24 protein-coding genes are annotated in these 23995 nt (G+C 58.6%); 23 read left to right on the top strand and 1 reads right to left on the bottom strand.

The genetic code is table 11. The features are described from left to right. The first annotated feature begins 25 nt into the window (after window positions 1-25). The 23 genes from G5306_RS16030 (at window position 26) to G5306_RS15920 (ending at window position 22535) form a co-directional block, all read left to right on the top strand. Complete coding sequence (locus G5306_RS16030; RefSeq protein ID WP_216952494.1) at window positions 26-829, top strand: ParA family protein; 804 nt, start codon at window positions 26-28, stop codon at window positions 827-829. Continuing rightward, window positions 826-1734 carry a ParB/RepB/Spo0J family partition protein gene (locus G5306_RS16025; RefSeq protein ID WP_005342343.1) on the top strand — a complete coding sequence of 303 codons (909 nt, stop codon included), beginning with the start codon at window positions 826-828 and terminating at the stop codon, window positions 1732-1734. The genes G5306_RS16030 and G5306_RS16025 overlap by 4 nt, the downstream gene beginning before the upstream one ends. Before the next feature lie 190 nt (window positions 1735-1924). Next, on the top strand, window positions 1925-2335 hold the full coding sequence (locus G5306_RS16020) for an ATP synthase subunit I (RefSeq protein WP_216952492.1): 411 nt from the start codon (window positions 1925-1927) through the stop codon (window positions 2333-2335). A gap of 8 nt (window positions 2336-2343) precedes the next feature. Beyond that, window positions 2344-3126: a F0F1 ATP synthase subunit A gene (gene atpB / locus G5306_RS16015; protein WP_216952488.1), complete on the top strand. Its 783-nt coding sequence runs from the start codon at window positions 2344-2346 to the stop codon at window positions 3124-3126. A gap of 58 nt (window positions 3127-3184) precedes the next feature. Then, window positions 3185-3427, top strand: a complete 243-nt coding sequence (gene atpE, locus G5306_RS16010; RefSeq protein ID WP_005307205.1) for a F0F1 ATP synthase subunit C — start codon at window positions 3185-3187, stop codon at window positions 3425-3427. 55 nt (window positions 3428-3482) lie between these two features. After that, on the top strand, window positions 3483-3953 hold the full coding sequence (atpF, locus tag G5306_RS16005) for a F0F1 ATP synthase subunit B (protein ID WP_204480536.1): 471 nt from the start codon (window positions 3483-3485) through the stop codon (window positions 3951-3953). Between the two features lie 13 nt (window positions 3954-3966). Beyond that, a complete protein-coding gene (atpH, locus tag G5306_RS16000) occupies window positions 3967-4500 on the top strand; it encodes a F0F1 ATP synthase subunit delta (RefSeq protein WP_204480539.1) in 534 nt (177 codons plus the stop codon). A 15-nt stretch (window positions 4501-4515) separates the two neighbouring features. Further along, the gene (gene atpA, locus G5306_RS15995; protein WP_216952485.1) at window positions 4516-6057 is read left to right on the top strand and encodes a F0F1 ATP synthase subunit alpha; all 1542 of its coding nucleotides are present in this window, start codon (window positions 4516-4518) and stop codon (window positions 6055-6057) included. Window positions 6058-6099: 42 nt separating this feature from the next. Beyond that, entirely contained in the window at window positions 6100-6966 is an 867-nt protein-coding gene (atpG, locus tag G5306_RS15990; RefSeq protein WP_041210471.1) for a F0F1 ATP synthase subunit gamma, read from the top strand. Window positions 6967-6999: 33 nt separating this feature from the next. Next, window positions 7000-8388, top strand: coding sequence for a F0F1 ATP synthase subunit beta (gene atpD / locus G5306_RS15985; RefSeq protein ID WP_026455856.1), 1389 nt, complete (start codon window positions 7000-7002; stop codon window positions 8386-8388). An 18-nt stretch (window positions 8389-8406) separates the two neighbouring features. Next, window positions 8407-8835 (top strand): F0F1 ATP synthase subunit epsilon, encoded by a 429-nt coding sequence (locus G5306_RS15980; protein WP_005339345.1) that lies wholly within the window; start codon window positions 8407-8409, stop codon window positions 8833-8835. Window positions 8836-8928: 93 nt separating this feature from the next. Further along, on the top strand, window positions 8929-10296 hold the full coding sequence (glmU, locus tag G5306_RS15975; protein ID WP_421255580.1) for a bifunctional UDP-N-acetylglucosamine diphosphorylase/glucosamine-1-phosphate N-acetyltransferase GlmU: 1368 nt from the start codon (window positions 8929-8931) through the stop codon (window positions 10294-10296). Between the two features lie 20 nt (window positions 10297-10316). Then, window positions 10317-11720, top strand: coding sequence for an undecaprenyl-phosphate glucose phosphotransferase (locus G5306_RS15970; RefSeq protein ID WP_216952480.1), 1404 nt, complete (start codon window positions 10317-10319; stop codon window positions 11718-11720). Continuing rightward, entirely contained in the window at window positions 11704-13023 is a 1320-nt protein-coding gene (locus G5306_RS15965; RefSeq protein ID WP_421313147.1) for an outer membrane beta-barrel protein, read from the top strand. The genes G5306_RS15970 and G5306_RS15965 overlap by 17 nt, the downstream gene beginning before the upstream one ends. A 1-nt stretch (window position 13024) precedes the next feature. Beyond that, window positions 13025-13564, top strand: coding sequence for a polysaccharide biosynthesis/export family protein (locus tag G5306_RS15960; protein WP_421313145.1), 540 nt, complete (start codon window positions 13025-13027; stop codon window positions 13562-13564). 15 nt (window positions 13565-13579) lie between these two features. Beyond that, a complete protein-coding gene (locus G5306_RS15955; RefSeq protein ID WP_421313144.1) occupies window positions 13580-15721 on the top strand; it encodes a GumC family protein in 2142 nt (713 codons plus the stop codon). Then, entirely contained in the window at window positions 15718-16932 is a 1215-nt protein-coding gene (locus G5306_RS15950) for a lipopolysaccharide biosynthesis protein (protein ID WP_421258388.1), read from the top strand. Before G5306_RS15955 ends, G5306_RS15950 begins: the two co-directional genes overlap by 4 nt. After that, on the top strand, window positions 16929-18308 hold the full coding sequence (locus G5306_RS15945) for a capsular biosynthesis protein (RefSeq protein ID WP_421313142.1): 1380 nt from the start codon (window positions 16929-16931) through the stop codon (window positions 18306-18308). The genes G5306_RS15950 and G5306_RS15945 overlap by 4 nt, the downstream gene beginning before the upstream one ends. Next, on the top strand, window positions 18305-19315 hold the full coding sequence (locus G5306_RS15940) for a glycosyltransferase family 2 protein (RefSeq protein ID WP_421313140.1): 1011 nt from the start codon (window positions 18305-18307) through the stop codon (window positions 19313-19315). The genes G5306_RS15945 and G5306_RS15940 overlap by 4 nt, the downstream gene beginning before the upstream one ends. After that, window positions 19312-20529 carry a glycosyltransferase family 4 protein gene (locus G5306_RS15935; RefSeq protein WP_263085059.1) on the top strand — a complete coding sequence of 406 codons (1218 nt, stop codon included), beginning with the start codon at window positions 19312-19314 and terminating at the stop codon, window positions 20527-20529. Before G5306_RS15940 ends, G5306_RS15935 begins: the two co-directional genes overlap by 4 nt. Continuing rightward, window positions 20526-21017, top strand: a complete 492-nt coding sequence (locus tag G5306_RS15930) for a serine acetyltransferase (RefSeq protein WP_421231439.1) — start codon at window positions 20526-20528, stop codon at window positions 21015-21017. Before G5306_RS15935 ends, G5306_RS15930 begins: the two co-directional genes overlap by 4 nt. Next, window positions 21004-22131 (top strand): glycosyltransferase family 4 protein, encoded by a 1128-nt coding sequence (locus tag G5306_RS15925; protein ID WP_270657126.1) that lies wholly within the window; start codon window positions 21004-21006, stop codon window positions 22129-22131. The genes G5306_RS15930 and G5306_RS15925 overlap by 14 nt, the downstream gene beginning before the upstream one ends. After that, complete coding sequence (locus G5306_RS15920; protein WP_033115229.1) at window positions 22128-22535, top strand: hypothetical protein; 408 nt, start codon at window positions 22128-22130, stop codon at window positions 22533-22535. The genes G5306_RS15925 and G5306_RS15920 overlap by 4 nt, the downstream gene beginning before the upstream one ends. A gap of 32 nt (window positions 22536-22567) precedes the next feature. Here G5306_RS15920 and G5306_RS15915 read toward each other — a convergent pair whose 3' ends face one another. Further along, on the bottom strand, window positions 22568-23965 hold the full coding sequence (locus G5306_RS15915) for a DUF4832 domain-containing protein (protein WP_421313138.1): 1398 nt from the start codon (window positions 23963-23965) through the stop codon (window positions 22568-22570). Between the last annotated feature and the right edge of the window lie 30 nt (window positions 23966-23995).

The following is a 23995-nucleotide window of genomic DNA, read 5'->3' as shown; positions in this document are numbered from 1 at the left end:
GTCGCAGTTTCATTTAGGGGATAGTGTGGGAAAAGTCATTGCCATAGCCAACCAGAAGGGTGGAGTGGGTAAAACCACCACCTGTGTGAACCTGGCCGCCTCCATGGCCGCCACCCGGCGCAAGGTGCTGGTGATCGATCTGGATCCGCAGGGCAATGCCACCATGGGCAGCGGCGTCGACAAGTACGAAGTCGAGCGCACCGCCTATGAGCTGCTGATCGAAGATGCTCCCATCAGCGAGGTGATCATACCCGAAACTTCCGGTGGTTATCACCTGATCGCCGCCAACGCCGACGTGACCGCAGCCGAAATCCGCCTGATGGAGTTTTTCGCCCGCGAGATCCGTCTGCGCAATGCGCTGGCCTCGGTGCGGGACAAGTACGACTACGTCTTCATCGACTGCCCACCTTCCCTCAACATGCTGACCGTGAATGCCATGGCCGCCGCCGACTCCGTGCTGGTGCCCATGCAGTGCGAATACTATGCGCTGGAAGGGCTCACCGCCCTGGTCGACACCATCAGCAAGCTGGCCGCCGTGGTCAATCCCGATCTCAAGATCGAAGGTGTGCTGCGTACCATGTACGATCACCGCAACCGGCTGGCCAATGATGTGTCCGATCAGCTAAAACAGCACTTTGGCGACAAGGTCTACCGCACCATCATTCCCCGCAATGTTAGACTGGCTGAGGCCCCGAGTTTCGGTGCCCCGGCCATGCACTATGACAAATCATCGGTGGGCGCCAAGGCCTACCTGGCACTGGCTGGCGAGATCCTGCGCCGCCAGGAGCAGGAACGTCAGGCGACCATCGCAGACCGAGAGAGCATATGACTCCGAAAAAACGTGGACTGGGCAAGGGGCTGGATGCCCTGCTCAGTACCAGCACGGCTGCCCGCCAGAAACAGGTGATGAGCGATCAACGTACTGAAGAGGCCATGGCCCCCACCAATCAGGGCGAGCTGCGCAAGCTGCCGGTGGAGTGGTTGCAGTCCGGCAAGTACCAGCCCCGCAAGGACATGTCCCAGGATGCACTGGAAGAGCTTGCCAACTCCATCCGCGCCCAGGGGGTGATCCAGCCCATCGTGGTACGCCCTCTCGGCGAACAATCCTTCGAAATCATCGCCGGTGAGCGGCGCTGGCGCGCGTCCCAGCTGGCGCGGCTCGAGGTGGTGCCCTGCATCGTCAAGGATGTACCCGACGAGGCTGCCGTTGCCATCGCGCTGATTGAGAACATCCAGCGGGAAGACCTCAATGCCATCGAAGAGGCGGTCGCTTTACAAAGACTACTGACCGAATTCGAACTCACCCACCAGCAGGTGGCCGAGGCGGTGGGCAAGTCCCGCACCACGGTGACCAACCTGCTGCGTCTCAACCAGCTCAACGACGACGTGAAGCGTTTCGTCGAGCATGGCGACCTCGACATGGGTCATGCCCGAGCCCTGCTGGCCCTGAGCGGTCAGGCTCAGTCCGAACTGGCCAAGCTGGTTGCCCAGAAAGGGCTGACTGTACGCGATACCGAGAAGCTGGTGCAAAAAGCGCTTGAACCGGCAAAAGCCAGGGTCGAACCGGCCCGTGATCCGCAGATCGGCTACCTGGAGCGCCAACTGGCAGAAAAAATTGGCAATCAGGTGCAACTTCAGCCTGGCAAGCGGGATAGCGGAAAGTTAGTAATAAGTTACGAGAATTTATCCGATTTGGACCGTATATTGGGCTATTTTGGCGTGTCAGAATCGTGATTCTTACGCTTTTTGTAGTAATAAAACATCCATTCCTTTTGATATGGCCATAACCTTGATTTGCCGCGGAAAGCCGCAAAAATTAAGGATTTTTGTCATATTGCAATAGCGGCCCTCAAGGGTATAATTTGACCGGCTTTAAGAGCTGTTAACATGGGGTCTTCGGATCCCGATTTTTTACAGTTCTGTAATGTTCAGGGGTAGGTTGGTGAAGCAGAAAATAGCCTTGGAAGGTTTTACGCTAGCCTGGGTTATGCTCGTTTGTCAGCTCATCCTGATCCTGGCGATGAGTGCTGTCTGGTTTTATCAGATTAGTGCCAGCGCCGGTTATTCCGCCCTTTACGGAGGGGGGATGTACTGGGTTCCTCAAGCCTTGTTTACTGTCTGGGTGCTGCGCCGCAAGGTGACAACCGAGAGTGTGGGCCTGGTTTTGCGGGACTTTTATGGTGGGGCTGGGATTAAGCTCGTTTCGACAGCAGGTCTGTTTGCTCTGTTGTTTGGTGCGAAAGTCGAGGTCGTTACCGTCTCGTTTTTCGCCACTTATATCCTCGCCCTCGTTGTACAGTGGATAGTCTCATTCACGCTTAACAACCACTATTAGGAAAACTCATGTCTGCAACCGGAGAAGTCCTGACTCCTCAGGGATATATCTCCCACCACCTGACCCACCTTCAAGTCGGGTCCGGGTTCTGGACGGTGAATATCGACTCAATGGTATTCTCCGTCGTGCTAGGCGCCCTGTTTATCCTGCTGTTCCGCAAAGTAGCCGTTAACGCTACCAGCGGGGTGCCGGGTAAGCTGCAGTGCTTTGTGGAGATGCTGGTCGAGTTTGTGAATGGTAACGTCAAAGACATCTTTCATGGTCGCAACAAGGTCATCGCACCTTTGGGGTTGACTGTGTTTGTCTGGATCTTCCTGATGAACCTGATGGATCTGATCCCCGTTGACTTTATCCCTCACGCTGCACAATTGATGGGTATTCCCTATCTGCGTGTGGTTCCCTCTGCTGACGTTAACATCACCATGTCCATGGCTTTGGGCGTGTTCTTCTTGATCCTGTATTACAGCATCAAGGTCAAGGGTATCGGCGGGTTTGTGAAGGAGCTGACGCTTCAGCCTTTCAACCACCCGGCGGCCATCCCGGTTAACCTCATCCTGGAAACTGTTACGCTGGTATCCAAACCGGTCTCTCTGGGTCTTCGACTGTTCGGCAACATGTATGCTGGCGAACTGATCTTTATCCTGATTGCGGGTTTGCTACCCTGGTGGTCACAGTGGATCCTGTCCGTGCCTTGGGCAATTTTCCACATCCTGATCATCACTTTGCAGGCATTCATCTTCATGGTTCTGACCATCGTCTATCTGTCGATGGCACAGGAAGACCATGGTTGATGCGACTCAAATAATCCTTTTTATACAATCAATTACATCTAAATAAATGGAGATCCTCATGGAAAACTTGAACATGGACCTGCTGTACATCGCTGCTGCAATGATGATGGGTCTGGCTGCTATCGGCGCTTCCATCGGTATCGGTATTCTGGGTGGCAAGTTCCTGGAAGGTGCTGCTCGTCAACCTGATCTGATCCCTGTTCTGCGTACCCAGTTCTTCATCGTAATGGGTCTGGTGGATGCGATCCCGATGATCGCCGTTGGTCTGGGTCTGTATGTGATGTTTGCGGTTGCTGGCTAAGTCGTTACGACATCTCCAGGCATAACCCATTAACTAACTAAAGAGGACATCGGCTGTGAATATCAACGCCACCCTCCTCGGCCAAGCAATTGCTTTTTTCTTCTTCGTTGTGTTTTGCATGAAGTATGTATGGCCGCCGCTGATGGCTGCCATCGAAGCCCGTCAGAAAGCTATTGCTGACGGTCTCTCTTCTGCCGAACGAGCCAAGAAAGATCTGGATTTGGCCAAGGCCAACGCCGTCGATCAGCTGAAAGAAGCCAAGCTGCAGGCTGCTGAAATCATTGAACAGGCCAACAAACGCAAGGCCCAGATCATTGATGAGGCAACTGTCGGTGCTCAGGCTGAGCGGGAAAAAATCCTGGCTCAAGGCCGTGCCGAGATTGAAGCTGAACGTCATCGTGCCAAAGAGGAACTGCGCAAGCAGGTTGCTGCTCTTGCCATTGCGGGTGCAGAGAAGATCCTGGCGCGCCAAATCGACCAGGCTGCCAACAGCGACATCGTCGACAAACTGGTAGCTGAACTGTAACGGGAACGGGGCTATGTCTGAACTGACTACAATCGCTCGCCCCTACGCCAAGGCTGCTTTCGAGTTTGCCGTTGAGCACAAGGCGGTTGATCAGTGGCTGGGGATGCTCAGCTTCGCTGCGGAAGTAGTGAAGAACGAGACCATCCACTCCCTGGTTAACGGCTCTGTGGCTGCCGACGAGCTGGCAAAACTGTTTGTCAGCATCTGCGGGGAGCAACTCGACGAGCATGGCCAGAACCTGATCCGGGTAATGGCAGAGAATGGTCGCTTGGGTGTGCTGCCGGCGGTCGTTGCCGAATTTGTGGTGTTCAAGTCTGAACTGGACAAAGAAGTTCAGGCTGACGTGATTTCGGCGATTGCACTGACCGACCAGCAGAAAGCCAATATTCAGGCTTCTCTGGAACAACGTCTCGCGCGCAAAGTGAAGCTGAATTGCAGCATCGACGCGTCCTTGATGGCCGGGGTGCTCATCAAGGCCGGTGATCTGGTTATCGACGGAACTGTCCGCGGCAAGCTGGATCGCATGGCTGACGCGCTGCAATCTTGATTGGGGTATTAGAGCATGCAACTGAATTCCACTGAAATCGCCGAGCTGATCAAGCAGCGCATTGCGCAGTTTGATGTAAAGAGCGAAGCGCGTAACGAAGGTACCATCGTCTCCGTGAGCGACGGTATCATTCGTATTCACGGCCTGGCCGATGCCATGCAGGGTGAGATGATCGAGCTGCCGGGCAACCGCTACGCTCTGGCATTGAACCTGGAGCGTGACTCCGTTGGTGCCGTAGTGATGGGTCCCTATGCCGATCTGGCCGAAGGGATGAAAGTAAAAGGTACTGGCCGCATTCTGGAAGTGCCGGTCGGTCGTGGTCTGCTGGGCCGGGTGGTCAACACCCTGGGTCAGCCTATCGACGGTAAAGGTCCGGTCGAGCACGATGGCTTCTCTCCGGTAGAAGTGATTGCCCCGGGCGTTATCGAGCGTAAGTCTGTTGACCAGCCTGTCCAGACCGGTCTGAAAGCCATCGACTCCATGATCCCTATCGGTCGTGGCCAGCGTGAGCTGATCATCGGTGACCGCCAGGTAGGTAAAACTGCCATTGCGATCGACACCATCATCAACCAGAAAGACTCCGGCATTAAGTGTGTCTACGTTGCGATTGGCCAGAAGGCCTCCACCATCGCCAACGTGGTGCGCAAGCTGGAAGAGCACGGTGCTCTGGCCAACACCATAGTAGTGGTTGCCTCTGCTTCCGAAGCGGCTGCCCTGCAATACCTGGCTCCGTATTCAGGTTGCTCCATGGGTGAGTACTTCCGTGACCGCGGTGAAGATGCCCTGATCATTTATGATGACCTGTCCAAGCAGGCCGTTGCATATCGTCAGATCTCCCTGCTGCTGCGCCGTCCGCCAGGACGTGAAGCATTCCCGGGCGACGTATTCTATCTGCACTCCCGTCTGCTGGAGCGTGCAGCTCGCGTCAACGACGAGTACGTAGAGAAGTTCACCAAGGGTGAAGTGAAGGGCAAAACCGGTTCTCTGACCGCGCTGCCGATCATCGAAACCCAGGCGGGCGACGTATCCGCGTTCGTTCCGACCAACGTGATCTCCATCACCGATGGTCAGATCTTCCTGACTTCCCAGTCTTTCAACGCCGGTATTCGTCCTGCGGTTGATCCGGGTATCTCCGTATCCCGTGTGGGTGGTGCCGCCCAGACCAAGATCGTCAAGAAGCTGTCCGGTGGTATCCGTACCGCGCTGGCCCAGTATCGCGAACTTGCTGCCTTTGCCCAGTTCTCTTCCGACCTGGACGATGCAACTCGCAAGCAGCTGGACCACGGTCAGAAAGTGACCGAGCTGATGAAACAGAAGCAGTACTCTCCGATGAGCGTGGCTCACCAGTCTCTGGTGCTGTTCGCCGCGGAAAAAGGCTATCTCTCTGATGTCGAGTTGAGCAAGATCCTCGACTTCGAAGCCGCTCTGCTCTCTTTCGCCGATACCCAGCATGCTGAGCTGATGGCTGAAATCAATGCCAAGGCTGACTACAACGACGCGATCGTTGGCAAGCTGACTGCGTTGCTGGATGACTTCAAGGCAACCCAGACCTGGTAAGCGAGTGTGGCAGCGCAAGCTGCCACCTGATGGAGAGAAGAGATGGCCGGCGCAAAAGAGATACGTAACAAGATCGGGAGTGTTAAAAACACTCAAAAGATCACCAGCGCTATGGAAATGGTGGCAGCAAGCAAGATGCGCCGTGCGCAGGATCGCATGTCTGCCAGCCGTCCGTACGCTGAAACCATGCGCAAGGTGATCGGCCATATCGCTCAGGGGAACCTGGAATACAAGCACCCCTACCTCATCGAACGTGAGGTCAAGCGAGTGGGTTACATCGTCGTCTCCACCGACCGTGGCCTGTGTGGTGGTCTGAACATCAACCTGTTCAAGGCTGCCCTCAATGATATGAAGCAATGGAGCGCGAAAGGTGCCAAGGTTGACCTGGCTCTGATCGGCAACAAAGCCTCCAACTTCTTTGAACGGCACGGCGCCAAGGTGAAAGCTCATGTCGCAGGACTGGGCGATAACCCGAGCGTCAATGACCTGATTGGTTCAGTCAAGGTCATGCTGAAGGCTTACGACAACGGTGAGATTGACAAGCTGTATCTGGTGTACAACAAGTTCGTCAACACCATGGTGCAGCAACCACGGGTCGATCAACTGCTGCCTTTGCCCGTAACTGAAGACAGCAAGCTCGCCAAGAAACACCACTGGGATTACCTCTATGAGCCGGATCCCAAGAAGCTGCTGGATACCCTGCTGGTTCGCTATGTCGAATCTCAGGTCTACCAGGGTGTAGTGGAAAACTTGGCCAGTGAACAGGCAGCCCGAATGGTTGCCATGCAAGCCGCGACTGACAACGCCGGTAACCTGATTAACGATCTGCAACTGGTATACAACAAGGCCCGTCAGGCCAGTATTACCCAGGAGCTGACAGAGATCGTATCCGGTGCTGCTGCGGTGTAAGGCAAGGGTTATCAAAGGTTTAGAGGATTTGACATGAGTAACGGTTTCATCGTCCAAATCATCGGCGCTGTAGTGGACATCGAGTTCCCGCAGAATGCCGTGCCCCAGGTGTACGATGCACTGAAGGTCGTTAGCGAAGGTCAAGGCCAGGGTCTGGTGCTGGAAGTTCAGCAACAGATCGGTGGCGGCGTCGTTCGTTGCATCACCATGGGTTCCTCCGACGGTCTGCGTCGTGGGTTGGAAGTAATGAATAGCGGTAAATCCATCCAGGTTCCGGTCGGTACTGCGACACTGGGTCGGATCATGAACGTACTGGGCGAGCCAATCGACGAGAAAGGCCCGATCGGTGAAGAAGAGAGCTGGTCAATCCACCGTGAAGCCCCCAGCTACGAAGATCAGTCCAACAGCACCGAGCTGCTGGAGACCGGCATCAAGGTTATCGACCTGGTATGTCCGTTCGCCAAGGGTGGTAAGGTTGGTCTGTTCGGTGGTGCCGGTGTAGGCAAAACCGTAAACATGATGGAGCTGATCCGTAACATCGCGATCGAACACAGTGGTTACTCCGTGTTCGCCGGTGTAGGTGAGCGTACCCGTGAGGGTAACGACTTCTACCACGAGATGATGGAGTCCAACGTACTGGACAAAGTATCTCTGGTTTACGGTCAGATGAACGAGCCGCCCGGAAACCGTCTGCGTGTAGCGCTGACCGGCCTGACCATGGCCGAGAAGTTCCGTGACGAAGGTCGTGACGTGCTGTTCTTCGTGGACAACATCTACCGTTACACCCTGGCCGGTACAGAAGTATCCGCACTGCTGGGCCGTATGCCTTCCGCAGTAGGTTACCAGCCGACCCTGGCCGAGGAGATGGGTGTTCTGCAAGAACGTATCACCTCCACCAAGACCGGTTCCATCACCTCCGTACAGGCAGTTTACGTTCCTGCGGATGACTTGACTGACCCGTCTCCGGCGACCACCTTCGCCCACCTGGATGCGACCGTCGTACTGTCCCGTCAGATCGCGGCACTGGGTATCTACCCGGCCGTTGACCCGCTGGACTCTACCTCTCGTCAGCTGGATCCGCTGGTGGTTGGCAAGGAGCACTACGAGACCGCTCGTGGCGTTCAGACCGTACTGCAGCGCTACAAAGAGCTGAAGGACATCATCGCCATCCTGGGTATGGATGAACTGTCAGAAGAAGACAAACTGACCGTAGCCCGTGCCCGTAAGATCGAGCGTTTCCTGTCCCAGCCGTTCTTCGTTGCAGAAGTGTTTACCGGTTCTCCGGGTAAATACGTGCCGCTGAAAGAGACCATCCGTGGTTTCCAGGGCATCCTGAAAGGCGAGTATGACGATCTGCCCGAGCAGGCGTTCTACATGGTTGGCGGTATCGACGAAGTCGTCGAGAAATCCAAGAAACTGTAAGCCTCGACAGGAGGGCCCATGGCAGAGATGATCTCCTTTCACCTGGACGTGGTGAGCGCCGAAGGAAAACTGTTTTCCGGTCGCGTGCAATCCGCTCAGGTATCAGGCTCCGAAGGTGAGTTGGGTCTCCGCCACGGTCATGCTCCGTTGCTGACTGCCATCAAGCCGGGCCTGGTCCGCTTGGTGAAGCAGAACGGAACTGAAGAGGTGCTGTACATCTCCGGCGGTATGCTGGAAGTACAACCTGAATCCGTGACCGTGCTGGCGGACACCGCGATTCGTGCTGACGACTTGGATGAGGCGAAAGCCCAGGAAGCCAAGCGCGCAGCCGAAGAGCGGATCCACAGCTCCCATGGTGATATCGACTACGCCCAGGCCGCCACCGAGCTGGCCAAGGCGATGGCTCAACTGCGAGTCATCGATATCGTCAAAAAGAATTACCGCTAATAACGGTGATGCAAAAAGCGACCTTCGGGTCGCTTTTTTTTTACCCGTTGGATAGACTCCGCCGAGTATTTTTCATGTTCCAAAGGCCAATTTATGTCCCTCAACGTCGTGATCCTGGCTGCGGGTAAAGGTACCCGTATGCGCTCTTCCCTGCCCAAGGTACTGCACCCGGTAGCCAACAAACCCATGGTTTCCCATGTGATCGATACCGCTCGTCAGGTCGGTGCCGAGCAGCTGCATCTGGTCTATGGCCACGGTGCCGAGCTGCTGAAAGAGCGGATCGTGGCGGCCGATGTGAACTGGGTGCTGCAAGCTCAGCAGCTGGGAACTGGTCATGCCGTCGCCCAGGCCATCCCGTTCTGGAAGGATGAAGACGATGTGCTGGTGCTCTACGGCGATACCCCGCTGATCCAGCCCGAGACCCTGCAGCGCTTGCTCGCCGCCAAGGCTGAAAACGGGATGGCACTGCTGACCGTGGTGCTGGACAACCCCACCGGCTATGGCCGCATCGTCCGTGAAAATGGTCAGGTAGTCGGTATCGTCGAGCAGAAGGATGCCAATGCCGAACAGCTGGTCATTCGTGAAGTGAACACCGGCGTGCTGGTGGCCAATGGGGGCCAGTTGCGTCAATGGTTGTCTCGTCTCGACAACAAAAACGCCCAGGGCGAGTTCTATCTGACCGATGTGATCGCCATGGCTCACGGCGATAATTGCCCGATTGCCGCCGTTCATCCGGAGCGTGCCGCCGAGGTGGAAGGGGCCAACAATCGGGTGCAATTGGCTCAGCTTGAGCGCAGCTATCAGCAGATGCAGGCCGAGAAACTGATGATTGCAGGTGCAACCATGATCGACCCCGCACGCTTTGATTTGCGTGGGGTTTTGGAAATTGGTGAAGAGGTTGTTATTGATGCAAACGTCATCATTGAGGGCAAGGTGACTCTCGGCAATCACGTTCGTATCGGAGCCGGTTGCGTACTGAAAGATTGTGTCATTGGCGATCACTCCGAGGTGAAACCCTACTCGGTTATCGAGGGTGCACAGGTGGCAGATCAGTGCTCAGTGGGTCCGTTTACCCGCTTGCGTCCGGGGGCGGTTCTGGAGCAGGATGCGCACGTTGGCAACTTCGTCGAGATGAAGAAGGCCCGTCTGGGGGTTGGTTCCAAGTGCGGTCATCTGACCTATCTGGGTGATGCCGAGATAGGAGCCGGGGTGAATATCGGTGCCGGTACCATCACCTGCAACTACGACGGGGTCAACAAATTCCAGACCATCATCGAGGACGATGTGTTCGTCGGTTCTGATACCCAACTGGTAGCGCCTGTTCGCATCGGCAAGGGGGCCACCCTGGGAGCCGGCTCTACTATTACCAAGGACGTGGGTGAAAATGAACTCGTGATTACCCGGGTACCCCAGCGTCACATCAAGAACTGGGCTCGTCCGGTCAAGAAAACTGATAAGTGATATCAGTATGAAGGCGACCCATGAACAAGCGAATCATCAAGCTCGCAGACGCGAGCCACAGTCTGTTTTCCCGCTTTGTCGATCTGGTGGGAATTTCAGTCTCAATGGTGCTGCTCGCACGGCACTTTGGCTTGTTTCATGGGTTGGACGAGATGTCCCTGGTCACGCTGGGCATGGTGGTCTTCTTTCTGGTCTCCCAGAATACCGGGCTCTATTGCAGCCGGGTTCGTAAACATCTGGCGCAGTCTCTGCTGCGCCTCATCTTCTCCTGGTTGGTAACTGCTACCCTGCTCTACCTGCTGGTCTATCTGGTTCCCATCTTTAAACCCTACCACCCCTTCCCGCTGGAGCTGGCGGTGCTCTGGCTTGCCATGGCCTGCCTCATTTCCACCGGCTATCGGGTGTTGTACCGACTGGTGACCCTCTGGTTCAGCGATGCCTCCTGCTGTCGGCGTGTGGCCATCATTGGCGTGACTCCGGCCGGACTGGCGCTGGAAAAATCCCTGTGGGAGAGCCCGCGTCACGATATTCAGATGCTCGGATTTTTCGATGCCCGTAGCGAAGAGCGCTTCGGTTACCCGACTCGCAGTCCTCTGTTGGGTGATGTCGATGAGCTGCTCGAGCTGGCACGCAAAGGGCTGGTCGACGAAATCTATCTGGCGCTGCCCCTGACCGCCCGGGAGCGTATCAATCACTACCTCTACGAACTCTCCGACACCACGGTTAATACCTATCTGGTTCCCGATTTCTACGAGTACGGCCTGACCGTATCCCACATCGATCGGGTGGGCGATATCTATACCTTCAGCTTTTTCGATTCCCCGTTCGAAGGGGGCGCCGCCCTGCTCAAACGCATTGAAGATCTGGTGTTGGGTTCACTCATCCTGCTGCTCATCTCTCCGGTTATGGCGCTGGTGGCTCTCGGGGTGCGTCTCTCTTCCCCTGGACCCGTGCTCTTCAAGCAGGATCGCTACGGCCTGGGGGGGAAACGGATCCAGGTCTGGAAATTCCGCTCCATGCGCGTCATGGAGAATGATGCCGTGGTGACTCAGGCAACCAGAGGCGATCCCAGAGTGACGCCATTCGGTGCGTTTTTGCGTCGTACCTCGCTGGATGAGCTGCCGCAGTTTTTCAATGTGATTCAGGGCTCCATGTCGATCGTGGGGCCACGTCCCCATGCCGTGGCGCACAACGAGCAGTACCGCTCACTGGTGGAGCGGTACATGCTGCGCCACAAGGTCAAACCGGGGATTACCGGGCTGGCCCAGATAAATGGATTTCGTGGTGAAACCGACACCCTCGACAAGATGGAGATGCGGGTCAAGTTCGATCTCAAGTACATCCAGTACTGGTCGCTCGGACTGGATTTCAAAGTCATTTTCCTGACTGTATTCAAGGGGTTTGTCGGTGCGTCAGCTTACTAGCCTCGTTTGCGCCGGACTGCTGCTCTCCCCCTCTCTTTCAGTCCGTGCCGAGGTCACTCCCTTATCCCATCAGGGGCTGCTGGGTCTGGAGGTCCAGACCGAGATGGAGAGTCGTTATGGTCACGACAGCAACCTGCTGTGGCTGCGTGACAGTGGTCAGGCGATTGGCTCCGATTTCATCGGAATCACCCCGGAATTTCGCATGGTGGGCAAACGCGGCCTGGATCGCTATCAGTTCAGCTATCTGGGTGACTATCGTCGCTATGGCAGCAGCCATGGGGATGGCTATGCCGATCACCAGTTCCAGTTTGACGGCAGCTGGCGCTTCTCCCTGCGCAACGCCTTCAAGCTGATGTACCAGTATCGGCTGGGCCATGAGGCGCGTGGCGAGGGGCTGACCGAAGGCTTTATGTTGCAGGGGGATGAGAAGGCTGGCGGTGATGCCACTTTCGGCTGGTTCAACATTGCCGAGCCGTTGCGCTTCAAACGCAGCGAAGTGGGTGGCCGCTACAGTTATGGCGCTCCCGATGCCAGAGGCAAGCTGGAGCTGGCGCTCTCCCACAAGGATCTGGGTTATCTCGACAGGCACCTCTACCAGCATGACTTTGAACGCTATATGGCCGAGCAGGAGTGGCAGGAGAACACCGCCATTGTCGAGCTGTTCGATCAGGTGAGCCATGTCAGCCGTTTTCGTTACACCCTGCAGACCAATCTGCGACGCTATCCGGCCAATCCGCGCAAGGATTCCGACGAATTCTTCCTTATCACAGGGGTGATGAGCCAGCTGACCGGCAAGACCCGGATCGATGCCAATATCGGCGGGATCTACAAGCGTTTCGTCAATGATCCACAGGCAGAGAGTTTCAAAGGGCTGAACTGGGATCTGCGTCTGGAGTGGCAACCGCTCGATTACAGCAAGCTCGCGCTGCTCTCCAGCCGGACCATTCGTGATCCGGGTGGTGACGGCGGCTATGTCGGCAGCCAGCTATATGGCGCCAAGTGGCAGCACCACTGGTCACCCGGAGTGGCGACCACGCTCTCTTATCACGATATCCGGGATGATTATCACCAGTCGGTGGTCTGTGGTAACGACAACCGCCACCGTCAGGACGATATCCATCGCTGGGGCATGGGCATCAGCTACGACATTCGTCCCTCCGTCAATCTGGGGCTCCACTACCAGCAGGCCGACTCCGGTTCCAGCTTTGCCGGGCAGCCCATCGACATCGGCGGCAATTGCTATGGCCGTGCCCTCGGTTACGACAAACAACAGCTTTCTCTTTCACTCAAGGTAGCCATTTAACATGAACAAAAGCGTAATGGTGCTTCTGCTTGGCTGGTTGTTCAGCCTGTCGGTCTGGGCTGGCCAGAGCCCGCAAGGCAACGATTCCGCCTACCGGCTGGCACCGGGGGACGAGGTCGAAATCCGGGTGTATGGCGAGCCGGATCTGTCGATGAAGTTCAAGGTCGATACCAGTGGTCATGTCAATTACCCCTATCTGGGTCAGGTGCTGCTGATGGGCCATACCACCGCTGAGGTGGCCGAGCTGCTGACCAGAGGGCTCAAGCACGGCGTGCTGCTCGATCCCATGGTGACGGTCAACGTGACCACTTTCCGACAGGTGTTTGTTGCTGGCGAGGTGGCTCACCCGGGGGGCTACGAATACCAGCCCGGCCTGACGGTGGAGAAGGCCGTCACGTTGGCGGGTGGTTTCACCGATCGCGCCGCCAGACGGGATATCAGCCTGCGCCTCAATGGCAGCGATCAGTTGCTGGAAGAGGTGAGCCTGCAACGGCAGCTCAATCCCGGCGACATCATCACCATCGAACAAAGTTTCTTCTGATCCAGGACGCTCTTCATGACTTCATTGTTGGTTGAAAATGGCCGTGCGCTAGAGAGTCGCCTCGATTTCAGCGGCCCCTGGCGGGTGCTCAAGGCAAACTGGTGGAAGGTGGTATTGTTTGCCGCCGTGGTGACCCTGGCGGCAGCCCCCTTTATCCTCAGCATGCCGCCCTATTATCAATCCAGTGCGACCCTGCTGCTGAAGGCAGATGCCAACAGCGCTTCCCCTATCGAGCCCGTCTACCGGGTCGATACCAGCCGCCGCGAGTACTACAACACCCAGTTCGAGCTGCTCAAGTCACGCCGGGTAGCCGAGAAGGTGGTTACTCATCTGGGTTTGGCCGAGTTGCCGGAATTCAACGGGCAGCCCAATCCCGACAGCTGGCTGAGCCGCATCAAGGGGCTCTGGAGTGCCGCACATCAGGAGGATGCCTCCTCACGCCACCAGCATGCGCTGGAGTATCTGGCCAGACACCTGACCGTCTCGCCGGTGCGCGATACCCAGCTGGTCAGCATAGGGTTCGAATCCCGCTCTCCCGAGCTGGCCGCCAGCGTCGCCAATGAGGTGGCCCAGACTTACATCGATCTCAATGTGGAGGAGCGGGTCGATGCCAACACCACGGCATCGCACTGGAACCAGAGCCGGCTGGTGGAGATAAAGGCCAGTCTGGAGAAGCAGGAGAAGCAGCTCGGCGATTTTCTTGCCCGCAATGATCTGCTGACGTTTCGCGGCGTAGATGGTCTGCAAACCGAAGAGCTCGGTATCATCACCAACAAGTACGCGGATGCACGCGAGCGGCGGCTGGCGGCGCAGGCCGAATTCCAGTCCATTCAGGAGTACGGCCGCAATCCGGCGGCGCTGGCTTCCCTGCCCGAGGTCTCCAACCACCCCCAGATGCAGGATCTGCGCATCGCCCTCATCAAGGCCCAGCAGGAGCTCTCCGAGCTGGCCAAGCGTTATGGCCCCAAGCATGACCGTATTCTGCAGGCCGAAGCGCGCATCAAGGCGCTCAATACCCAGTCAAACCAGCTGATGCGGGAGATTGCCGACGGTATCGAGGATCGCTACCAGAGCAGCCAGCGCAAGGAGCAGGAGTATCTCGCCCAGCTTGACGAGAAGAAGCGGGAGTTCTCCTCGCTGGCGGTCAAGAAGGATGAGTACAACAATCTGAAGAACAATATCGACAAGACCCGTCAGCTCTATAACGAGCTGTTCCGCCGTCAGGAAGAGACCCGCCTGAACGCTCAGCTGCACGAGTCGAATGCCATCCTCTACGACGCGGCATCGGTGCCCTTGCTGCCTGCCAAACCAAACAAGATGCTGTTTCTGCTGATGGTGGTGATAATGGCGGGCATGGTTGCCGTGCTGGTAGTCATCACTGCCGGAGCGCTGCGCAATACCCTGGATCGTCTGAGCCAGCTGGTCTCCCAGCTCAGTGGTCGGGTGCTTGGTGAAATCCCGCGGCTGGCGGCCCTGCAGGATCAGAGTGCTCTGCTGCGGGTGGGGGCGGTCAATCCCAGAGTGGGGGCCAGTGCCGACGATCTCTACGCCATTATGCGGCTGGAGCCGGGTCAGCTGCAGCGCATCATGATCACCTCGACCCGTGCTGGTGAGGGCAAGTCGACGTTGGCGGCACTTTGCGCCGCCAGCTTTGCCCGCCATGAGCGGGTGCTGCTGGTGGATGGGGATCTGCGCCGGGGCGCCCTCGGTCGCCAGTTGCTGGGGCAGGCAGCCAGATCGGGGTTGGCCGAGCTGCTCTCAGGCGAAGCCGATTTGGCTGCCTGTCTGGTGCCAAAAGAGGGATTGACCCTGCTGCCGGCTGGCCAGCCGGTCTCCTCCCCGCTGGCACTGCTTGGCTCGCCACGCTGGAGCGAACTACTGGCAACTCTGGCCGGGCAGTTTGACCGCATCATAGTGGACACCCCTGCGCTGGAGGTCGGCAAGGATGCCCTGCTGCTGGGGCAGCCGCTGGATGGTGCCATTCATGTGATCCAGTCCGGCCAACTGCCGGCCAGCCGGGTGCTGAGCGTGCTGGTACAGCTGCGGGATGCCAGAGTGGCGGTACTGGGGACTGTGCTGACCCAGGTCGCCGAGCGGGATCTGGAAGGGGCGGAGAACCTGAGATTCTGTGGTGCACCCACCCGGGGCGCGCTATGAAACTGCTGCGCAGCATCACCACCATAGGTGGTGCTTCCGTGCTATCCCAGCTGATCGGGGCGTTCTCGGTCTGGTCACTGTCGCACAAGTTCGACATGGTTGCGGTCGGGCTCTATGCCCTCAGCTACAGTCTGGTGCTGATCGGTGCCCAGCTTGCCACCTTTGCCTCGCAACTGCTGTTGCCCAAGCTGGAGGAGGCCGAGCTGCCCGGCAACCTGATCTTTTCCCTGTTGCAGGTCTGGCTGCTCCCCATCCCCTATGTGCTGGTGGTGGTCTGCTTTTTCTCGCTGCCGCTCTGGCCGCTCTACCTGCTGACCGTGACCCACGGGTTGATCCTCATCGCCGAGAATCTGGCTCTGCGGGCCGGCCACTACCAGCGGCTCGGTCTGCAGCGTATCTCGGCCTCCGCCGTGGTGCTGCTCTGTCTGCTGTTGGCCCCTGACATGGCGCACTTCTATCAGTTATGGGCCTGTCTGCTGCTGGTGGTGATCGGGGGCTGGTTGTGGTCTGCCTTTACCTGGCACAGTGCCATGCTGAGGGAGGCTGCCCCGCGCCGCTTGCAGCACTTCTTCTCCCGCCATAAAGCGCATCTGGCTGGTGTCGGCAGTGCCGAGGTGCTGGCGATGGTGACGGCCAATCTGCCGACCGTGTTGATCAACTTCTGGTTTTCCCCTCTGGTGGCGGGCTACTTTGCCGTGGTCAACCGCTTCTGTCTGGCGCCCGTGGTGATTGTTGGCAACGCCATCCGCCACTCCATCTTCTCGCGATGGTCGGAGGATTTTCGCCAGCGCCGTTTCAACGGGGAGGAGTTTCGCAAGGTGAAGCGGCTGCTGCTGGCGATGGGCAGTGCGGCCACCCTCGGGATCCTCATCTGCTATCCGCTGGTGATGAAGTGGTTCTTCAATGCGGAGTGGATCGCCTCCATCGATACCTCCCGCTACATGTTGCCCTATGTCTTTACTGCGGTGGCCATCTGCCCGCTGACCGTAATCGAGCTGGTGTTCGGCTCGCCCCGCTACTTTTTGCAGATCCAGCTTGAGCAGCTGCTGGTCGTGGTGATTGCCTTCGTGCTGTTGCCCTGGTTGCAGCAGGAGTACGAGCTCTGCGTGCTGGCCTTCTCTCTGCTGACTGCGGTGCGCTACGGCTTCGTCTTTTTGCGGGTCAACCGCCGGGCTGCCGAGTTGCAGGGGCGGATGGAGCTGCCCTCGTGAACAGTGCCCTCATCATGCAGGCCAATCTGCTGCTGTCGCTGGTGATCTGCGGCCTGGCCCAGTACGTCACCGGCATTACAGCCTTCCTCTGGCTGCCCTTCCTGCTGGCCATTGCCACCTTGATGTTGCTGCCGCTGCAGACGCGTTACAGCCCGTTGCGGCTCGACTATCAGGAGAAGGTGCTGCTGCTGCTCTACTGCGGCTTGCTGGTGCTGGCGCTGCTGGGCACCCTGCTTCAGCAGGGGGGCATGGTGACTATCATCGGTTTCAAGAACGAGCTGGCGCTCTCTCTGCTGCTTCCCTGCCTGTTGCTCGGCTTTTGCCGCGAGTCACAGATTTACCGCATCATGAAGCTGGTGGAGTGGGTCTTCTACCTGCAGATCCCGGTGGTGCTGTTTCAGGTGCTGGTGGTGGTGCCGAAGCGGGTGGCAATGCGCGGCGAGTTTGAGAAGTGGGACTCGGTGGTCGGTACTTTCGGGGGGGATCCCATGGGTGGCGGCAATACCGGTGCACTCGGCTTCTTCTGCCTGCTGGTGATGCTGATCAAGCTCTCCGAGTTTCGCCACGGCCTCATTTCGCGTCGTTCGGTCGCTTTTCACATTCTTGCCGCCTTTGCCATCTGTGTGCTGGCCGAGGTGAAGTTCGTCATTCTGTTGTCCCCCTTGCTGCTGGCCTGGGTCTGGCTCTCACCCAGCTATGTCAGGGGGATGAAGAGCTATGACCTCAAGCGTCTGCTGCTGATTGCGCTGGCGATGACGGCGCTGGTGGCAGTGGCCGTTCTGGTGCTGGCTGCCTCCTACTCATCCGCATTCGAGGGGGCCGGGCAACAGGGGGCCATTGAGCTGTTTATCGACTCCCTCGGCTATATCTTCGATCCCAACCACATCAACCCGGAAACCGGCGAGCTGGGGCGGGTGACGACGCTCTTTTTCTGGGCCAGCAACGGTGATCACCACGGTCTCAGCAATCTGCTGTTTGGTTATGGCCTCAACACCACCAACCATGGCAGCACCCTGCCCGGTTTTCTCAACCCCCTGTTCAACGTGTTGCTCGACTCCACATCCCTCAGCGTGTTGCTATGGGAGGTGGGACTGATGGGCACCCTGATCTTCATCGCGCTGATCGTTCTGCTGCTCTGGTGCTGCCGTCCCCGACCGTTGCTGGATCGCCAGCTGCTGAGTGCGGCAGATGTGCGTCTGCTCAGCTATCAACCCGCTTTCATCGCGTTCGGGATCGCCTGCCTGCTGAGCTTGCCTTACAGCCAGCTGCTGATGCTGATCCCGGTGCAGCAGTTTCTCTTCTATTTCGTGCTGGGTGCCGCCCTGGTGATCCGTTCTTCGGTTCGGCAGGCCACCCGTTCCTGTGAGGTGTCATGACTCTATCCCCCCTTATCTCCGTCATCATCAAGACCTACAACGAGGAGGCAGGGATTGCCGACACCATAGCCAGCATCAGGATCGCTCTGGCCGACTACTCCCACCAGATTATCGTGGCGGACAGTCTCTCGACCGACCGCACCCAGGCGATCGCCTGCCAGCTGGGAGTGACTGTCGTCAGCCTGACCAACCCGGCCGATCGCTGTTGTGGTGTGGGGCCACAGCTTGGCTACCTCTTCAGCGAAGGGGAATTCCTGCTGCTGCTCGATGGCGACATGAAGCTGGAGCCGGAGTTTGTGCCAGCCGCCATTGCGCACATGCACTCCCATCCCGAGTGCGGTGGCGTGGCCGGGCGGGCCGAGATGGATGATGCCCACAGCTATGAGTTCAAGTCGCGCAAGCAGCGCATCAACCAGATCTATCCGCTGGGCGAGTCGCGCTGGCTGTGTGGTGGCGGTCTGTTTCGACGCAGCGCCATCGAGCAGATCGGCTATCTCACCAATCGCAACCTGCATGGTTACGAAGAGGCGGAGCTGGGTATCCGGTTGCGTCAGGCGGGCTATCGGCTGGAGCGGCTCGATGTTCCCTTCTTCTTTCACACCTCCCACACCATGGACTCCCTTGCCCTGATCCGTTACCGCTGGCGCATGGGGTATCTGTTTGCCAGCGGCGAGCTGGTGCGCTCGGCGTGGGGGCAGCCCTATTTTCGCGAGGTGCTGTCGGTGATCCGCTCCGAGCTGCTGTTCGGGCTCTACCTGCTGGCACTCCTGTTCTGCGTACTGCTTTTCGCAGCCGGGCTGCCGTCCTGGTTGCCGCTGCTGGCGCTGGCACCGCTGGGGAGCTTCATCGCTCTCAAGTGGTTGAAAAACCGCTCCCTGCAAGATGCCCTGCGCAGTGTCATGAACCTCTCCATCTATGCAGCCGGGCTGGTGCGCGGCCTGCTGTTGCCCCAGCGCTCCCCGCGCGAGGCGCCCGCCCATCGTCTGATCCAGGAGTCATTGCCGTGAAGGTGCTCTTTGCCAACAAGTTCTTTTTCATGAAGGGAGGTGCCGAGACCGTCCTTTTTCAGGAACGGGAGATGGTGCGTCAGGCGGGTCATCAGGTGATCGACTTTGCCATGCAGCATCCGGATAACCTCCCCTCGCCCCAGAGCGGCTACTTTCCGGCCAACGTCGATTATCACCAGCGGCACGGGCTCTTCGATCGGCTGAAGATCGCCGCTCGCTTCATCCACAATCAGGAGGCCTGTGATCGGCTGGCGGAGCTTATCCGTGCCGAGCGGCCCGATATTGTTCACTTTCACAACATCTACCACCAGCTCACCCCGGCGATCATCCGGGTGGCCAAATCCCTGGGCTGCAAGACGGTGCTGACGGCGCATGACTACAAGGTGGCCTGTCCCAACTACAGCATGCTGGTCGATGGCGAGCCGTTCGATCTGACCCGGATCGAGGGTTCCTGGCTCAAGCTGTTTCGCCATCAGTGGCAGGAGGGGTCGTGGGGCAAGAGCCTGCTGCTCTCTGCCGAGGCGGCCTGGCAGCAGTGGCGCCGCAACTATGAGCAGGTCGATGCATTGGTAGCGCCGAGCGCCTTCATGGCCGGGATGCTTCGCACCCGGCTGCCAGCTTCCCGCATCGAGGTGATCCTCAATGGCATAGATGTCGAGTCGAGCCGCGAAAGCGGAGAGGATCGGGGGTACTTTCTGTTCCTCGGCCGCCTGATGGCCGAGAAAGGGGTCGATACGCTTGCCCGTGCCCATCAACGCATGACGCTGCCGGCGGGCCTCAAGATTGTGGGCGGTGGCCCGCTGCTGGCGCACCTCGGGCAGCATTATCCCAATGCCGAACTGCTGGGGTTCAAGCAGGGGGAAGAGTTGCTCGATCTGCTGCGCCACGCCAAGGCCGTGGTGGTGCCGTCCGAGTGGTACGAGAACTGCTCCATGTCGGTACTGGAGGCGATGGCCTATGGCAAACCGGTGATCGGGGCTCGAATTGGCGGGATTCCGGAGCAGATCCGCGACGGTCTCGATGGCTTGCTGTTCGAGGCGGGTAATGCCGACGAGCTGGCCCGCTGCATGGACAGGCTGGTGGCCGAGCCGGAGCAGACGGCGGCCATGGGGCGTTCGGCCCGTCAGCGGCTGATCGACAGTTACTCCCTCGCCAGCCACCAGCAAGCCCTGCTGGCGCTCTACCAGTCGTTGCTGGAGGAGAAACAGAGATGAGTTTCTGGCGCGAGTTGAAAGCCGAACTGGCGCTCAATCCGAGCAAGACGGCGCGCCTGTTCCTGCTCTGCTACCGGCTGGCACAGGGAGGCCGCTTTATGAGGCTGCCCTGCTTGTTGCTGCTCAAGGGATTCAAGCTGCTGTGCGGCCTCGATATCTCGCCAAGAGCCCGGCTGGGTTGGGGCCTACGCCTCTATCACCCGCAGAATATCGTCATCGGTGACGGCGTGCAGATGGGGCGTGACTGCACTCTGCGCCACAACTGCACCCTGGGCAACAAGCCAGATCGTCAGAGCGGCCAGCTTCTCTCGCCCACCGTGGGGGACGGGGTCGAGTTCGGCACCGGCGCCATCGTTATCGGGGCCATCGCCATTGGTGATCATGCCTGTGTCGGTGCCAGCGCCGTCGTTACTCGTTCCGTCCCGGCTCGCGCCGTTGTTGCTGGCAATCCCGCCAGAATCATTCGAGAAGATCATGAAGCAGATTAGTGTGACCGTGCTCGGTACCCGGGGGATCCCCCATGTACTGGGCGGTGTCGAAACCCATTGTCAGTTCCTCTACCCGGAGCTGCACCGCCAGTTCGAAGTGGCGGCGACCGTGCTGGCTCGCGCCCCCTATGTGGATTACCGACGCGGCGAGTTTGAAGGGGTGGCACTCAAGGCGTTGCCTGCCCCCAAAAAGAAGTCGCTGGAGGCAATTCTCCACTCTCTGCTCGCAGCTTTTTACTGCCGCCGTCATGCCTGCGATCTGGTGCATGTCCATGCCATCGGCCCGGGGCTGGTGGTACCGCTGCTGAGGTTGCTCGGCAAGCGGGTGGTCTTTACCCATCACGGCCCTGACTATGACCGCCAGAAGTGGGGGGCGCTGGCCAAGTGGGTGTTACGCCTTGGCGAGCGCTGGGCGGTACGCTATGCCAGCGAAGTTATCGTCATCTCCGAGGTGATCAACGAGGCGATCCGCCGCCAGTATGATCGCCAGGATGCCCACCTCATCTACAACGGGGTGAAACGGGTCGCGTTGCCGGCAGCGGACAAGAGGGACCAGACTCTGGCCCGTTTCGGGCTGAGTGCAGGCAACTATCTGGTGGCGGTTGGCCGCTTCGTCGAAGAGAAGGGGCTGCACGATCTCATTGCCGCCTACCGCCAGCTCGATACCGAGATGCCACTGGTACTTGTGGGGGATACGGATCACCCAACCCCCTACAGCGAGCACTTGCAGCGGATAGCGGATGAAACACCGGGGGTGATCCGTACCGGTTTCCTCAATGGCGAGGCGCTGATCAGCGTCTTTTCACAGGCGGCCCTGTTTGCCATGCCCTCTTATCACGAGGGGTTGCCGATAGCCCTGCTGGAGGCGCTCTCCTTCTCCCTGCCGGTGGTGGTGAGCGACATTCCCGCCAATCTGGCGGTGGCGCTGCAACAGGAGTGCTATTTCCCGGTCGGCGATGTGAGTGCGCTGGCAGAGCGACTCAACGCCCAGTTGACTCGCGGCAAGGTCGATTACAGCGACTATCTGCAGCGGTATGACTGGCAGCGGATCGCCGGCCAGACCATGGCGGTCTACCGCAAGGCTCTGGGCATACCCGCAGGAGAAAACCAATGAGCCAATTACCGCAGAAACCGCAGGGGGCGATCGACCGCTTCTACCGTGCTCTCTCCCCCGAGGTGGCCGAGAGCCTGAGTGAAACCCAGCGCGACGGTATCGAGCAGGCGCTGCGGCTGATGAGTGATGGCAAGTCGCACGCCATCAACGTCAACAGCGCCTTCGGCATCGGTCGCTGGCGCTGCTATCTGGTGGTGTTGATGGGACGGGATCGCCGTCATCGCGGGCGGGAAAGCGGTTTTCGCTTTCACCTCAAGGTGCTGCTGACCACCCTGCTGTTGCTGCTGGGGATCTGCGGCATGGTGCTGCTGCTCTATCTGGTGAAGTCGGCCCTTGGCATCGACATTTTCAAGCACTTCTCGTTCGGGGTGTGGGATCTGTTCAAAAAGAGCGTGCTGATGTGATGAAAGAGGGCTCCTGCGGGAGCCCTCTTGCGTTACTGGATGTCGATCTCGGCCAGACGATACCAGCCACTCTCTTCCAGACCGGCAATACCGAGCTGCAAAGCGGGCTGCTTGTCCTGACCGATGAATGCCAGCTCGAGATAGTAGTGACCGCGTGCCATACGGCCCGGCAGGGTCAGGCTGTCGCGAGTGGTAGCCTTGCTGCCCGGGATCCAGCGGGTCATGTCGTTGCGGGTCACCAGCATGGCGCCGACCTGCCCTTCCTCGTTGACCAGCCGGTAGGTGAGCGGCCAGTTGCGATAGGCCGGCGCTACCCCGTCGTTGTGCCAGTCGCCGTTGAGGGTAAGGGTAGCCCCCGGCTTCATGGTTCCCTTGAGGGTCAGCTGGTCCAGCACGATGCGATAGCCCATCTTGCGCAGGGCATTGTCGACGATGGGGCGATATTGGGACGGAACCGGATCCGACTTGAGGTTGATGGTGGAGGCGTGTTGGGCGAGCGCCCAGTCAAAGGTGGTCTTGACCTCCTCCATGGTGTACTGCTGCTGGCCTGGCCACTCGCTCAGCTTGCCGCACACCTCGAAACTGACCGGCGCCCGCTGCCAGCTGGAATCGAAGTTCGCCACATCGGCGCGGGCGCTCGCCAGTCGTTCCGGGTAGGCATTGCGCATGTGGCTCCAGCTTTGGGAGAAGTGGTGCCAGTCGCCGAGGCAGTCTGCCCGCCAGCCGGCTCCCTTGCCCACGGCATACTCGAACATGGGCAGGTTGTTGATCAGCATCAGCTTGGGGGTTCGCGGAAAAGCGGCCATCTGCAGGTCAACATAGGGTTTGAGCTGCTCGCTGCTGTAGCGCTGCTCCAGCGTCGGGCCGGGGAAGTTGCTCATGTGCCACTCTCCCCATGAACCTATCATGCCGATGTCGACATGACTCAGCGCCGGATTGCCATCGTAATGGGCGCCCAGCGCCTGAAACAGCCGGGTGGCCCGGGCGAGGAACTGCGGGTCGCTGTAGTCGGGCACAAAAGTCAGGTGGTTGTTCACCCACTCTCCCCGAATCCCCTTGTTGATGAGCCACTCCGGGATCTTGCTGCCCGAGAAGGGTTCATCAAGGGTCATGACCCTGAGGGCGATCGACTGTTTCGGGGTGGCGTGCTGCGCCTGATCGATGGCCCTGTCGATCAGGGCAAAGTTGTATTCGCCCTCCTGTGGCTCCAGCTCGCTCCAGTAGAAACGGAAGTAGTCGACCGTACTGACCGGGTGTTCGGCCAGAAAGAGGGGATGACCCCAGCTGTTGTGAAACTCTTCGATACCGACGCCGGGATTGTGCAAGAGGTCGTCGACCGGTTCAGGATGAATGGTGAGGGTACCGGCCAGAGCTCCCTGAGCCCATAGCAAGCCGGAATAGAGCAGGATCCTGCCCGGATGCATTTTCATGTGATCGTCCGCCTGTGGAACATGGTTGCA

This window comes from Aeromonas sp. 603404, from assembly GCF_049171775.1.
In the GTDB taxonomy this organism is placed as follows: domain Bacteria; phylum Pseudomonadota; class Gammaproteobacteria; order Enterobacterales; family Aeromonadaceae; genus Aeromonas; species Aeromonas veronii_A.
This window is presented reverse-complemented; position numbering and strand designations above follow the sequence as displayed.